Below are 13,530 nucleotides of genomic sequence, written 5' to 3'. Positions count from 1 at the left end.
GTGTCTGCTTGCTCATACCTCGGTACTGTCCGCGAGATGCTTGATGGCCGCGATGCCAATTTTCTATTCAATTGTTCTGCTGACGCTCGCGAACGGGTCGCCTGTCGTGGCCAAGAAGCTCTTCGGCTCTCGCTTCGCGTTCGCCCTGGATGGAGGGCTTCTGTTCTTCGACGGCCGGCCGGTATTCGGAGCCTCGAAGACCGTCCGCGGCATCTTCGCGTCAATCGTCGTGACCGCGGCTGGCGGGATCCTTCTTGGACTGGGTTACGAGTTGGGAGCTCTCATGGCCATCGTCGCGATGGCGGGGGACTTGTTTTCCAGCTTCCTGAAGCGGCGCATGAACATGCCGCCAAGCAGCCAGGCGTTGGGTTTGGACCAGGTTCCGGAATCGCTGTTCCCACTTCTTGCTTGCCAGGAAAGCCTCGGGCTGAGTTACGCCGACATTTTGGTCGTTGTCTTGATGTTCTTTGTCGGCGAGCTCGCGATCTCGCGCGTGCTCTACATATTGCGTATCAGGGATCAGCCGTATTGAAGCGGTCCATCGGCCGGCACAATCGATGCAGCGTAATTTCCGGCGGACAGTTGAAGCGCACGGCCACAACGCTCGATCCTGCGCCGACCGACGTGTAGCCGACCATATCGTGATAGCGCCAGGCTCCGGCTCCCATCCGACGCGGCAGGACTGAGTCAAGGGTGATGGGGACCGAGCCCGGAAGACAGATCTGTCCTCCGTGCGTGTGTCCGCTCAGGAGTACATCAAAGCCCGCATGCGCCGCTTGCCGGTAGATTTCGGGTGTGTGGGACAGCAGGATCGAGAATGCTCTGTCCGGGATCTCCGACCCAACCTTCTCGATGTTGTCGACCCTGAAATAGTGCGCATCGTCGATCCCTGCGATGAATATCTCCTGATCGCCGCGCGTGATCGTCGTGCATTCGTTCTGGAGCATGCGTATGCCCATCGCCTCCAGACCGGGCAGCATCCTGATGGTGTCGTGATTGCCGAGCACGCCGAGAATGGGCTGCTTGAGGGTGCCGGTCAGCCGTGCCATGCCTTCCAGCGCAGCATCGAACGTTCCGAAAGTCTTGCCACGATAGTCGCCGGTCAGGACACATAAGTCATAGCTCAGGCCTGAGACCAATTCGGCCAGGCGCCGCATGGCGCGCTGGCTCATATCTACGTGCGTATCGCTGATGTGAAGAATCGTGAAGCCTTCGAACAAGGCCGGCAGATTTGCGCATTGGATACTGTTGTATTTCAGGGCGACGCGCTCGGCGTTTCGGCGTCCGCGCCAGTAAAGCCCGGACAGCTTCAGAACATTTCGTATCAACGAATGAACGGAATACCAATTCTCGATATGAAAGAAGTTGAGGCCTTGGCCGAAGATCTGGGCTTCATGATCGGTTTCGATTCCAAGCCGCTGCCGGGCGTAGATGCGCCCTAGGCGCTGCTCCAAGATCGAAAGCAATTCGTCGTCCACTGGGTGCGCCTTTCGGTTCGTGGCAATCAACTGCGTATCCACACTGGTTGGTGTCTTCTGCGGTTAGATCGAGCTTGTCCAAGGCAAGAAGAAGTGACGCCACGCGGTTGGCCGAGGCGGCCCACTCCGCCAACCGCGGATAGTTGTTGGTAAACTAGCTGCTCGCGTCGGATTTGCAGCAAGGTAAAGGTGAGGGCGAGCAGCTATGGATCGAGCACCACGCCCGGTGTTCCCGTGAGGACCAATCCGCTGACGACGGCGATGAAAGACAGCATCATGATCGGGCGATCTTAGGTACGGCCGCTTGATTTGGGTCAACTCGGCGGCCCCAGGTCATGGCCTGGGCGGCGATTGGAAATTCGACGAGCAGTGCTCGGACCGGAGGTGCTCTGACCTAGATCAATAGACCGGGACCCGCCGCTGATACCATATCAAAATCGCAATTTCGGAGACACGCGATGGCCATCAGGGACGTTCTGCTCACCTTGACTAGCTATCCCGAACCGACGCCGGCTTCGGTCATCGACCGCGCCGTATCGTTGATCTCACCATTTGCCGCGCACATCGCGGCGATCTCTTGTGAAGTCCATGTGCAGGTACCCGGGACTTTCCTGTCCGGGGTCGGCAATGTCGGATCAATCGTGGCCAGCGAAGCTCACAAGAGTAGGAAAAATGCGCAGGACCTGCTGGCGACTTTTGAAGCGGCCACCACGAAATCGGGGCTGCTAAACGAGATCATTCTCGAGCGTTGCCTGACGTCCGAGGTCCCGGACCTCCTGGTAGACTATGCCCGGCTGCGTGATCTCACCATCGTGCCGGTGCCGGAATCATATGACCAATGGTATGCTGAAGCGATCATCTTCGGTTCGGGAAGACCGACGCTGGTGCTGCCGGAGGCTACCGCCTCCGGGGAAGCCGAGCTTAACAGGGTGATTGTTGCGTGGGACTTCAGCCGCGCGGCGGCACGTGCCGTCTCTGATGCGATCCCGATCCTGGAGAAGGCGCGAGAGGTGTTCATTCTCACGGTGACCAATGAGAAGGTGATTTCGAGCCGGCGCTCGTCGTCCGAACTTGCGAAGAATCTCTCGCGTCATGGCATCGAGGTGGTCGTCGAGGAAGTCGACGCTGCAGCACGAGCCATCGGCGATGTTCTCGCGGCTCAGATAGCTTCCCGCAGGGCGGATCTGCTCGTCATGGGAGCGTATGGTCATTCCCGCTTACGAGAGTTCATATTGGGGGGCGCGACCCGTAGCATACTGACGAGGCCACCAATCCCCGTGCTGTTGTCGCACTGATCCGATCAGCAACCGGCCGGCGGTCTAGATAGCCCGATGTCCGGCGAGGCTCCTCTCCGTCTTGGCGGAGTCGTCGCCGCTCGCAGCTTGAAATCCGTGGCAAGCCGCGCGTGCTATTGGGCCTCGAAGATTGCGCCAGCCCAAGCTGCGGCGACAACGAGAATGAGCCCGGGGATGAGGCGAATTGCGAAGGAGCTCCCGCCGCTGACCCAGCCAACTACGATCTTGCTGAGAGTATTTGTCGACAGCGCCGCCAGAACCGGAGCGACAGCGTCGGAGGGGGTGATCTTGCCCGAGGCAGCGAGGGTGGCTGCGGCCACGGCAGGAGAATGCGTATCCGCGAGCCCAGCTACGGCCGCGCTGACAACCAGGCCGATTTCTCCGAACGCCTCCTGTAAGCTGGCGGAGAGCAGGAGCACTCCAGAGAGCGTCAAAGCCAGCATCAACGCGGACGGTAAGCTGAAGGCACGTCCGTGCTCGAGTTCGGCTGTGCCGGTCTCCCTCATGCCTTTGAGCGTGAAGATTGCGCCATAGATCGTCGCCTCCGCGCCGGCGCAAAGAAGCGGAACCAGCAGGCTTTGCAGCGTAGGCAGATTCGTCGCTGCGAGCACCGCGACGAGTTGAACGATGGTCGCGATGGTCGAAAGCGTTGCGCCGGCGGCGGCCGCCCCAAGCAACTCTGGCGCCTTGCGAGCCCGCGCTCCCATCGCCCCGATGGTAGCTGTACTAGAGACGAAGCCCGAGGCGAAGCCTGCGATCGCGAGCCCGCCTCTTGCGCCAAGCAGGCGAATTGAAATGTGTCCGACGGCGCCGATCGCCATGACGAGGACGACAATGATCCAGATTGCTCGCAGGTTGAGCGCGCCAAGGGGCCCGATCGGTCGGTCGGGCAGCAGTGGTAAGACGACGAGCGTAGCCGCTGCAAAGATTAATCCGTCTTTGACCTCGTCGTCGCTGAGTACCGAGCGGACGAAATGATGCGTCGCAGCGCGCGAGGCGAGCAGAATGGCCACAGCGACGGCAACGCCCGCGGCCAAAATGGGATGCTGCGTGGCGAGTCCGCCAAGCAGCACTGTCAGTATAAGTGCGATCTCCGACGTCAATCCCGGATCGTCGCTGGTGGATCGCAGGTAGGCTATTGCGGTCAGGACAGCGATCCCCGCCGTCACCAGGCCCAGCAGTTCCTTGCCGCCGACCATAACGCTGACGGAGCCGGCGAGCGATGCGACGGCAAAGGTGCGCAGCCCGGCGGGCGAACGCCTCGGCCCCTCGCCCTTGCGGCGTTCTCGTTCAAGCCCGATCAGTAGTCCGATGCCAAGTGCAACAGCGACGGCAATGATCTCTGAGTTCAGGTTCAGTTTGAAAAAATCGATCATGGAAGCGATGCTGTATCACCCGGTTGTGGCGGTGCGTTGATCGGGGCCGCTGCCCGCCGCGCTACATTGGCAGCAGCTTTTAGCGATCGCGAGCGCCAGAGAAAAGGCATCCGCTCGTTCGGCGAGTTGCCTGCGCCTCAAGCGAATTTCTCACCCGGCGCCTGCGGAAAGTTGATTTGCGTCAACTGGGAATGCCGATTCGCTGACTTGTTATTGGCGAAGGGGGCGATCCCCTGAGATGTAGCAGGGGGCCTGCCGTGTTGCACGAACAGTCGGACGAGATTTACTGGCGGCGCTTCCCCCGCAGGCTCCTGCTCGTCTGCCTCGCTGGCGCGGCAGCGCTCGGCATCTGGAAGCTATCGGACGTTCTAGTACTTGCTTTCGGCGCCGCTCTTCTGGCGCTGATGTTGCGCGGCCTGGCGCATGAGGTGAGCCGCAGAACCGGATTGCCGGAGGCCTGGGCGTTATTGCCTGTCGTCATCGCAATGGTCGGATCCGTCGTTGCCGTTGGTTGGCTGTTCGGGGCACAAATTGCGGCGCAATTTACTGTTCTAGCAAAGGACTTGCCGCAAAGCATCGCGCAGGTTGCCAGCGAATTTCGGTCAAGCTCGTGGGGCACCTGGCTCGTTGGACGAGCGAAGGATATGAACCTTGGTAGCGCGACAGGCCAGGCGGCAGGCTACGTTGCTGTTCTGTTTGGATCGGTCTTTCGAGCAGGTGCTTATCTCGCCATTTTGGCGTTCGCGGCTGTGTATCTGGCCATCCAGCCGGCGCGATATGTGGACGGTCTACTGCGGTTGGTGCCCAAGACTCGTCGGGAATCGGCGAGGAATATGTTCGATCTTCTTGGGATAACGTTGAGGCGTTGGCTGATCGGGCAATCGGTCACGATGGCCGTCGTTGGCATCTTGACTGCGATCGGGCTCTTGCTTCTCGGAGTTGCAGCGCCGCTCGCGCTTGGACTGATTTCCGGCATGTTTGCCTTCGTGCCCTATGTTGGTCCGATCCTAGCATCGACTTCAGGGATTCTTATGGCCGCGATGCAGGGGCCAATGCAAACGGTCTACGTCATTGCACTCTACGCGGGGATCCATTTTGTAGAGAGCAATCTCGTCACGCCGCTCGTCCAGGCAGAAGCTGTCGAATTGCCTCCCGTGCTCACGCTATTTTCTGCCCTCGTCTTTGGATTATTGTTGGGGCCCATCGGCGTCCTGCTTGCAGCGCCGCTCAGTGTCGTGCTGCTTGTAGCACTGAATGTTCTGTACATTGAGGGTGTGCTAGGCGAACGCCGAGTGTGGCCGTCGGATCGAGTGAATTCTTGAACGCGAGGCTCCGCGGCCGCTTTCTAGTGTCCACGCCTATCCGGGTTCTTCGCGCTTGAGTGAGCATATGCGCATAAAAGAAGACCAAAGCACAGACAACATCATCGAAATGCGCGTCGGCGCGGTCGAACAGCTCTTTCACACGCTTGATCCGTATCCCTTTCGCGACAAAGACCTCGACCGAGAAGTCGAAGATTACATCGTTGGATGGGCGAGAGAATTGCCACGTAATCGTCCTTTCAGGATCATCGTCCACTTCCCGGGTGATCAAGCACAGACGCGACTGGCACAGGAGCTTCCGGAAGCCTTCAGCCGGTATTTCGCGGGCCGGGCTGGCGCCATCCAAGGCGACCTGAACGAACTATTCCGGGTCGGCCGGAGGTCTCTCGCAATCGGCGTTACGATCTTGATCGCGTGTCTTTTCTCGGCACATTTTGCCGCTGGATATCTTATTGAAGCCCCTTTCCGAAGGTTGGTTGAGGAAAGCTTCCTGATCCTAGGGTGGGTCGCAAACTGGCGTCCGCTCGAGATATTTCTTTACGACTGGTGGCCTCTTGCGAGACGCCGAGATCTTTACACGCGGCTTTCCACTGCGATTGTCGAGCGAAAGCAGTCTATCCCCGGCAGCACTGAGTTTGCGCGGTGATTACATCCTTACCAAAACTAGCGCCGATCAGACCACGCGATTGCTTTCTCGCCTGCCGTGCGCGAGCGTTGTGAATATGGACGCTCAGTGGCTTGGATTCTTGTCGTCCCGCAACTGCCACTCGCGGCCAGCTTTGCGGTGATCCCAGTCCCGCTGGTCCATCATACGCTGCGGCCGATAAGTGGCGTTTCGGGTTTGGTCCGTCGCTTCCGGCTGATGTTCCCCAGCGCGCTGTGATGACTCGGACGGAGAGTAACCCTCGGTCGTTCCGAGCTGACCGGCAGAGCAGGGCATGCCGAGCGATAACACGGAAAAGATCGTGAGAACGGGAGCTAGTGTGCGCATGACAACCCCGCCAGAAAAGTATCGGACAGACGATCGGCCAAATGTTGATTCAGGTCATGGTCGCATGAGGCTTCCGGATCCAATTGTTATGGTACCGCAATTGTTTGCTCGAACGGCGAAGCTGGTTTCGGATCAAATTTCATCGCAAGATATGGAACGGAGCTATGTTGTTGGAGCGAGTGCTTCGATGGACGCTGGTGGCAATCGCGATTGCAGGATTGATCGCGGGTATACTTGCGCGAGCCGCTGGCCGGCCTGATGTGGCCGATGTTGCGTGGGAGCTTGGAACGGCTCCCGTCATCGGAGGGCTGGCGATCTCGATGATCCGAGATCTCCTAAGCGGCCGCCTCGGAGTGGACGCGATTGCGCTGCTATCGATGAGCGCTGCGTTGGCGCTGGGACAACCACTTGCTGGCGTCGTGGTAGCGCTGATGTATTCCGGCGGCAATGTTCTGGAGGATATCGCCATCGCGCGGGCAGAGCGCGACCTCCGCTCGCTGGTGGATCGTGCGCCCCGGCGGGCCCATCGCAAGACCGGCGAGCGGATCGAGGAGGTTCCGGTCGAAGCAGTCGCAGTCGGCGACGTTCTGCTGGTGCGAGCCGGAGAGATCGTGCCGGCGGATGGTATCGTCCGCTCGGCCTTGGCGACCATCGACGAGTCCGCCGTCACCGGCGAGCCTATCCCGGTCGAGAAGACACGCGGCACGGCTGTTCTTTCGGGCTCGTTGAATGCCGGCGAGACCTTCGAATTGGCGGTGACCGCGCCGGCCGGCGAGAGCACCTACGCGGGGATCGTGCGCATGGTGACGGCCGCTCAGACGGCGAAAGCTCCATTCGTGCGGATGGCCGACCGTTTTGCGCTGATACTGCTGCCGTTGACACTCGCCTTGGCTTTCCTGGCTTGGCGAATCTCGGGCGATCTCACGCGCAGTCTTGCTGTGCTCGTTGCGGCGACGCCTTGTCCGCTGATTTTGGCTGCACCCGTGGCCTTTATCGCAGGCGTGGCGCGAGCGGCCCGACGCGGCATCCTCGCCAAAGGTGGAGGGGCACTAGAAGCGCTGGCTCGCGCGCACACGGTGCTGTTTGACAAAACCGGTACCTTAACCGTCGGAGGCGCTCGGTTGCTTTCTGTCGAGGTCGCCCCCGGCGAGGATCCGGACGAAGTACTGCGGCTTGGGGCATCGCTTGAGCAGGCCTCGCACCACGTGCTGGCAAAGACCGTGGTCGCTGCGGCCGTCGATCGCGGTCTCAAGCTAGGCGCGCCCGAGCAAGTCAAGGAGATCATGGGTTCCGGGCTGAGCGGCTCGATAAACGGTCGCCGAATAACCGCGGGCTCCAGAGATATGGTTCTCTCAAGCGTCGAGCCTTCGCCTTGGGAGCAGCGTGCGATACGGCGCGCCTCATGGCGTTCAGCGCTAATCGTCTTCATCGCTGTGGACGGCCGTCCGATCGGCGCGCTGCTGCTGGCCGACGAGTTGCGGCCCGACACTCCGCGGGCGATCCGGATGCTGCGCGATGCGGGCATCGCGCGAATGGTGATGGTCACCGGCGATCGCGCAGCCGCAGCGCAGGCCATTGGTGCAGCGCTTGATTTGGACGCAGTGCTGGCCGACCGTGTCCCTTCGGACAAGGTCGAGGCGGTGCGCAGCGAGCAGCGGTTGCATCCGACCATCATGGTCGGCGATGGCATCAATGATGCCCCGGCGCTGGCCGTCGCCGACATCGGGGTTGCGCTCGGCGCCCGCGGTGCAAGCGCCTCGTCTGAGGCGGCCGACGTGGTGATTCTGGCCGACCGGCTCGATCGCGTCGGCGAAGCGATCATCATCGCTCAGCGTGCACGAGGCATCGCTCTGCAAAGCATTGTTGTCGGCATGGGTCTATCCTTGGTGGCAATGGTAGCTGCCACCGTGGGCTGGCTAGATCCGGTGCCAGCAGCCATCGTTCAAGAGGTGATCGACGTTGCGGTTATTTTGAATGCACTACGGGCACTCACTCCTGGGTTCACCGGGGGCGGTGCGCGCATCAGCGCGGAGCAGGGGGTGGCACTGCATCATGATCATCAGACCTTGTTGAAGGACCTCGACCGCTTGCGAAAGATTGTCGATGCATTGGACGATACGGCGCCCGAATCCGCCTCAGCGCTGATTGCCGAAGCTCATCGCCTTGTTCAGAATGGCGTGGTGAGGCACGAGCGCGAGGATGAGGACAGCGTCTATCCGAGGCTTGCCGAGGTGCTGCGCGAACGCCACGGCCTCTCTGCCATGAGCCGAGCGCACCGGGAGATACTGCATCTTGCTCGCCTGCTCGATCGGATCGTGGAGGATCTGCCGTCGGAAAACGTTGATCGCTATCTCGTCCGAGACGCCCAGCGAGTGATCGAGGCAATTGAAACGCTGGTCCGCATGCATACGGCCCAGGAAGAGGATATCTACGAAGCCGTGGCGGCCCAAGCGGCGGCGTAGCCAATTCCGAGAGCAACCGCCGGGCATTCAAAGAAGGCTACTTCAATCAACAGGCAGATTGCGAATAAGTAGAGCAGGTGCGGCTTTCGTTTGCGCATTGCAGCACTGCAACGCCATCGAGATCGATGAATCCTGTCAGAAAGCCGCGGCCTTGCGTGAACAAAGATCAGAACTGCGCGTGCAAGCGCGTGGCGACGATCGAGACCGGTCCGCGATCGCGATTGTAGGCGGGATTGTCGATGAACTGATAGTCGAAGGTGAGCATCCAGGTCGCGATGGGAAGCGTGTAATATACTTCCACGATTTTCTCTGCGCCCGGATGCGGAAGCTGCCCGTCGCCGATCAGCGCGCTGTAACCACCCGCCGCGAAATAGGCTTGGTGCGTCGTGGAAATCATGTTGCGAATGCCTGCTATTCCGAGCGTGTCGTTCGGCCTGTTCCAGAATTTTCCCGAAATCGAGGCGCCGCCTGCGAGTGTCGCATCTGCATCGGTAAATGCGTACGCTTCCAGCCTGCCGGGCGTGTAACCAGCACGTGCAAAGAGGCCGACACCGGGCATGATCTGCTGCTCGATGTTGCCGGCAATTCCGAGCTTGCTCGTGTAGGTACGCACGAGCGAGAGGTCCGGCGCGGCGCCGGTCAGATTGGCGAGGTCGACGGCGTCCTGGAAATTTCCCATCCGTGCGCGCGTCAGATAGCCGGTTACGGCAATCTTGCCGGGCTGCGCCAAGAGTTCGTAGCGTCGCTCGACCTCGCCAACCATCTGGAATTGACCAAAGGCCGGGTCCAGATTCGTGCTGTTCGGCACAAGCGGGCCGTCGAACACGCCGGCGCGGAAGGTCCACGGTCCCGTGTACCACTCGGCTGCGGCGCCATAGGTGAAGGCCCATGCATCGGCCGCATAGTCGAATGCGCCGGTGTTGACCAAAGTCCAGTTGAGGAAGTCGCCGCGCGGGTCGTGCGCATATTTATTGGAGTCGAAGATGTCGACGACGCTGAATTTGCCGACGGTGAGCACGAGGCGATCGCTGGTCTGAGAGCCCGCGAACTGCATAAGCCCGGATTCCGTCTTCTGCACGTCGCCGCCGAGGTCGATCGTTTGCCGGAGAAACGCGCGCGGAATCCGCGCATAGGGATAGGTGGCGCCGACCTTGTAAGCTTCCGCGCTCGGGAAGCCCGCGATACCGAACGTGCCGTTCAGACCGAAGCCCTGGTCGATCTCAGGATTGATCCAGATCTCGCCGCCGTCCCATGGACGGAAGCCGACGAAGAGGTCGGCATCGAAGGTCTCCCGGACCTGATTGGGCGAGAGGCTGTTCTGGCCGGCATAAGGCGCGCGAAATGGCAGCGCATATTGGGTGACGATCGTCGTCTGCCCGTGCACGGCAAAATTGTCGGTCTCCGCAGGTGCGATGCCTTTGGCGGCGAAGTCAGTGTGCGCGGGATCGGGACCAAGCTGATAGTTGAGCCCGACCTGAACGCGTTGGACCGAGAGATTGGAGTTCAGCTCCTCCGCCGAGGCGGCGAGGCTCTTGCGATGATCGCCGAACTCCGTCGCCAGGAATTCGGCCTTGGCCGTCCAGTGCGGTGCGATCGGCACTTCTGCCCCGATGCCGGCGACCCAGCCAAGACGCCATGTCAACGCTGTGTCGACCGTGCCGATGGCCGCGTTGCGAACCAGCGGCGTGCCCGCAAGCTGCGTGCGCTCCAGCCTGTCATGGGACCAGGCAAAGCCCGCCGTTCCATAGAGCAGCCAGTGATCGAAGGCATAGCCGAGCCTGCCGCGTGCTGTCCCCATCCCGAGGACGGTGTCGCGATAGCTAGCGGTGCCGCCGGAGACGGATGCTACGGTCTGTTCTCCCGCGATCGTGTTGGGGGCGGAAAAGTCAGCCTCGAATCCCATCACGAGGCGTGACGGCAGCATCAGATTGTAGCCGCCCTGCAGGCCGAACAGGTAGCTGCCGGTGCCTTTGAAGGCGTCGTAGGAATTGAACAGGCCGGCCGACCCGCTCACAGCGGACAAGCCGTCGTTCGCGGTCCAGTTAGACCAGCCGCTAGCGTACCCGAAATGACCGCCAAGATAGAAGCCTGTCCATTCCGCCGCGTCTGGCTTTGCAGCTTTGATCGGGTAAGACTCGACCGCGCTCGCTGCGCTCGACCCGGCAAGGGCCAGGCTAACGACTGCGCTTGTGAGACGTATCCGCTTCATTTTCGTGTACCTGCCCTATTCAAGACCGCCATTGAAGCAGCGGTCGATGGATTGTGCAGCTTGGTGCGGCAGGTTCAGTTTCCAGATGTGGAGAAAGAGACGGGCTAGGCGGCGCGACGCGAGGTAGCGCCGCAACTGACGTCCTCGTCAGTTGCGGCTCGTTCTACCACCCAGCGGCATTCCGGGCGCTTGCTCACCGGGTTGGTGTGCCAGACCATGATCGGCACGACACGATTTGTCGTCCGCGGCGCATCGGCGCGGCGGCGATGTTCAAGCAGGCGATCCTGCATGACAAAACTCGCCCGACCCCTGGAGAGGGCGGGCGCGGCTACATTGCTGCGAAGAAAGACGATGTTGTTGATGCTCATGGCTCACCTCCGGACCGGCCCGACGGTCCCGGAAGGCGAGCAGACAGGACGCTAGGCCCGGCGCGTGCTCGCCCGGCGGGTAACGCCGGGAGCAGTCCCAGTTGATTGGGTTGGTGTCCGACGAAGCCGGCTCGGCTTCACCGGACAGCGACTAGGGTAGCTGTCCATTTCTCGTTTCGGTCGGTTTGAAATGAGCTCGGAACTCCGAGGTCATGTGGTCCGAATGCTCCCGCTCCACGCGACTGTCAAGCAGAAATCGCCGACGGGATCTCAAATCGGAGTGCGTCCTTTTGGAGATGAACAATCTACCGCAATCGAATTGAACGATGCCCCGTCTCATTCTGAATGCCTGCAGATACGCGCTTACCCAAAAAGGTGCGCGAGCCAGTACGCGGCTCCGGCGGCCAATCCGCCAACCAGCAGAGTTTGCAACGCCGACTTGAGCTTGTTGACTCCGGTGAAGTGGCCTTTGACCGCTCCGAAGCAGAGTAGGGCCACGCCGGTCGCAGCCACCGAGATCTGTAAGGCTGTCCCGATGTTCTGGGTGAACATGTAGGGCACGAGCGGAATCAGACCGCCCACTACATAGGACCCTCCGATCGTGGCGGCGCTGATCGGCGCGCGCTTCGGATCGGGTCGCTCCAGCCCAAGTTCGAAGCGCATCATGAAGTCGACCCATCGCTGCCGGTTTGAGGCGACCGCACCGACGACGGACTTCAGTGCATCTCCTTGGAGGCCATACTCGCGGAAAATCTGTTCCACCTCTTCGATCTCCCGCTCGCGAAGTTGATCGATTTCATGGTGCTCGCGCTGCTCCTCGGCAGCATAGTGTTCTGCGTCGGTGCGCGCAGCGAGATACCCGCCGAGGCCCATCGCGATGGCGCCGGCGACAACCTCGGCCAAGCCGGCGGTGACAATCACGCCCGTGCTGGTGACGGCGGCCGAGAGACCGGCCGCCAGCGCGAACGGCACCGTCAAGCCGTCGGCCATCCCAATCACGACGTCGCGGACGCTTTCGGAGGCGGTGAAGTGCTTTTCTACGTGAGGGGTGGCTGGCACAGGGACGCTCCTGATTGCGGTTGGATTTGAAGAGAGCCGCCTAATCAGCAGATCTCTTGCGGCCGGAGATCATGGAGGCCACCAGGTTCTCGCGATGCTCGAAGCTCGCGATGAGCACGCCGAGGACATGCGCCACGACCAGGCCGACGGTCAGGTTGGCCATGAATTCGTGGACGTGTTCGATCAGCTTGGAGCCCCAGTAGGCATCCGTCGTCATCATGTACCCCGTCGCGCACGTGCCGACCAGCGCGACGAGGAGTGCGACGATCATGGCACCGCCCGCCGGGTTGTGCCCTAGGTATCGGCGAGCTCTGAGCATCGCGACATCACGAAGATATGCGAGCACCTCGCGCGGGGGACGAACGAAGTTCGAAAAGCGCGCATGTCGCGGGCCGACGAAGCCCCAGACGATGCGGATAGCGAGGAGGCCGGCGATGGCGTAGCCGGCTGCGACATGCACCCGCTCGATCTCATCGCCGGTGGCGTAGGCCAGAACGAACAGGCTCGCCAGCGACCAGTGGAAGATCCGGACGAACGGATCCCAGACCTTGACCGTGGCCGGCGGCATCGCGCCGCCGGCTCCGATCGTGTTGCTCATGGTTCTCATGTGCGAGCCCTTACATCTGGCCGATGATCTGGCCGTTGGTCGGGTCCACGAAGAGCTCGACACGGTTGCCGTTCTTGTCGAGCGTATAGAGTTCGCCGCAGGCGTTTTTGAGCTTGGCTTTCTGGACCTTGTAGCCTTGGGCCTCGACCTTGGCCTGCAACTGGGCCATCGGCAGCCACTGGGCTTCGGGGGCGGACGTGCACGGTTTGCCGAGGCTGCCGGCCTGTGCGGACGCCGCCCCGAAGGTCACTGCGGCGACGGCAAAAATGGCGATCTTGCGCATAATCATCTCCTGACGGTCGCCAGCGGCACCATGCGCCGACGTTGCGGGCAACCTGCCAGAAGTGGCCTGACCGACGCCTG

12 protein-coding genes are annotated in these 13,530 nt (G+C 61.2%); 5 read left to right on the top strand and 7 right to left on the bottom strand.

What is annotated here, in order from left to right; all coding sequences use genetic code 11:
* Positions 1-43 precede the first annotated feature (43 nt).
* Complete coding sequence (locus tag M2427_RS21780; protein WP_280708700.1) at positions 44-532, top strand: CDP-archaeol synthase; 489 nt, start codon at positions 44-46, stop codon at positions 530-532.
* Here the strand turns inward: M2427_RS21780 and M2427_RS21775 are convergent.
* On the bottom strand, positions 513-1,478 hold the full coding sequence (locus M2427_RS21775) for a metallophosphoesterase (RefSeq protein WP_280708699.1): 966 nt from the start codon (positions 1,476-1,478) through the stop codon (positions 513-515). The genes M2427_RS21780 and M2427_RS21775 overlap by 20 nt on opposite strands.
* A gap of 458 nt (positions 1,479-1,936) precedes the next feature.
* Between M2427_RS21775 and M2427_RS21770 the strand changes: the two genes are divergently transcribed.
* A complete protein-coding gene (locus M2427_RS21770) occupies positions 1,937-2,773 on the top strand; it encodes a universal stress protein (RefSeq protein ID WP_280708698.1) in 837 nt (278 codons plus the stop codon).
* Positions 2,774-2,886: 113 nt separating this feature from the next.
* Here M2427_RS21770 and M2427_RS21765 read toward each other — a convergent pair whose 3' ends face one another.
* Entirely contained in the window at positions 2,887-4,149 is a 1,263-nt protein-coding gene (locus M2427_RS21765; protein WP_280708696.1) for a DUF4010 domain-containing protein, read from the bottom strand.
* A 257-nt stretch (positions 4,150-4,406) separates the two neighbouring features.
* Here M2427_RS21765 and M2427_RS21760 point away from each other — a divergent pair, with 257 nt between their 5' ends.
* From M2427_RS21760 to M2427_RS21750, 3 genes are all read left to right on the top strand, one after another.
* Complete coding sequence (locus M2427_RS21760; protein WP_280708695.1) at positions 4,407-5,471, top strand: AI-2E family transporter; 1,065 nt, start codon at positions 4,407-4,409, stop codon at positions 5,469-5,471.
* 67 nt (positions 5,472-5,538) lie between these two features.
* Positions 5,539-6,117 carry a hypothetical protein gene (locus M2427_RS21755; RefSeq protein ID WP_280708694.1) on the top strand — a complete coding sequence of 193 codons (579 nt, stop codon included), beginning with the start codon at positions 5,539-5,541 and terminating at the stop codon, positions 6,115-6,117.
* A gap of 509 nt (positions 6,118-6,626) precedes the next feature.
* Positions 6,627-8,924, top strand: coding sequence for a heavy metal translocating P-type ATPase (locus M2427_RS21750; RefSeq protein ID WP_280708692.1), 2,298 nt, complete (start codon positions 6,627-6,629; stop codon positions 8,922-8,924).
* 166 nt (positions 8,925-9,090) lie between these two features.
* On the opposite strand, the gene M2427_RS21745 is transcribed toward M2427_RS21750, so the two are convergent.
* The 5 genes from M2427_RS21745 to M2427_RS21725 all read right to left on the bottom strand — a co-directional run bounded on the left by M2427_RS21745 (position 9,091) and on the right by M2427_RS21725 (position 13,450).
* The gene (locus M2427_RS21745; RefSeq protein ID WP_280708691.1) at positions 9,091-11,133 is read right to left on the bottom strand and encodes a carbohydrate porin; all 2,043 of its coding nucleotides are present in this window, start codon (positions 11,131-11,133) and stop codon (positions 9,091-9,093) included.
* 104 nt (positions 11,134-11,237) lie between these two features.
* The gene (locus M2427_RS21740; protein ID WP_280708690.1) at positions 11,238-11,501 is read right to left on the bottom strand and encodes a hypothetical protein; all 264 of its coding nucleotides are present in this window, start codon (positions 11,499-11,501) and stop codon (positions 11,238-11,240) included.
* A gap of 363 nt (positions 11,502-11,864) precedes the next feature.
* Positions 11,865-12,560: a VIT1/CCC1 transporter family protein gene (locus M2427_RS21735; protein WP_280708688.1), complete on the bottom strand. Its 696-nt coding sequence runs from the start codon at positions 12,558-12,560 to the stop codon at positions 11,865-11,867.
* Positions 12,561-12,600: 40 nt separating this feature from the next.
* Positions 12,601-13,167, bottom strand: a complete 567-nt coding sequence (locus tag M2427_RS21730; RefSeq protein WP_280708687.1) for a cytochrome b/b6 domain-containing protein — start codon at positions 13,165-13,167, stop codon at positions 12,601-12,603.
* Between the two features lie 10 nt (positions 13,168-13,177).
* Positions 13,178-13,450 (bottom strand): PepSY domain-containing protein, encoded by a 273-nt coding sequence (locus M2427_RS21725; protein ID WP_280708686.1) that lies wholly within the window; start codon positions 13,448-13,450, stop codon positions 13,178-13,180.
* Positions 13,451-13,530: the final 80 nt, after the last annotated feature.

It is taken from the genome of Bradyrhizobium sp. BR13661, from assembly GCF_029892425.1.
GTDB lineage: Bacteria > Pseudomonadota > Alphaproteobacteria > Rhizobiales > Xanthobacteraceae > Bradyrhizobium.
The sequence above is the reverse complement of the archived record's forward strand: the minus strand, read 5'-3'. Positions and strand labels throughout refer to the sequence as shown.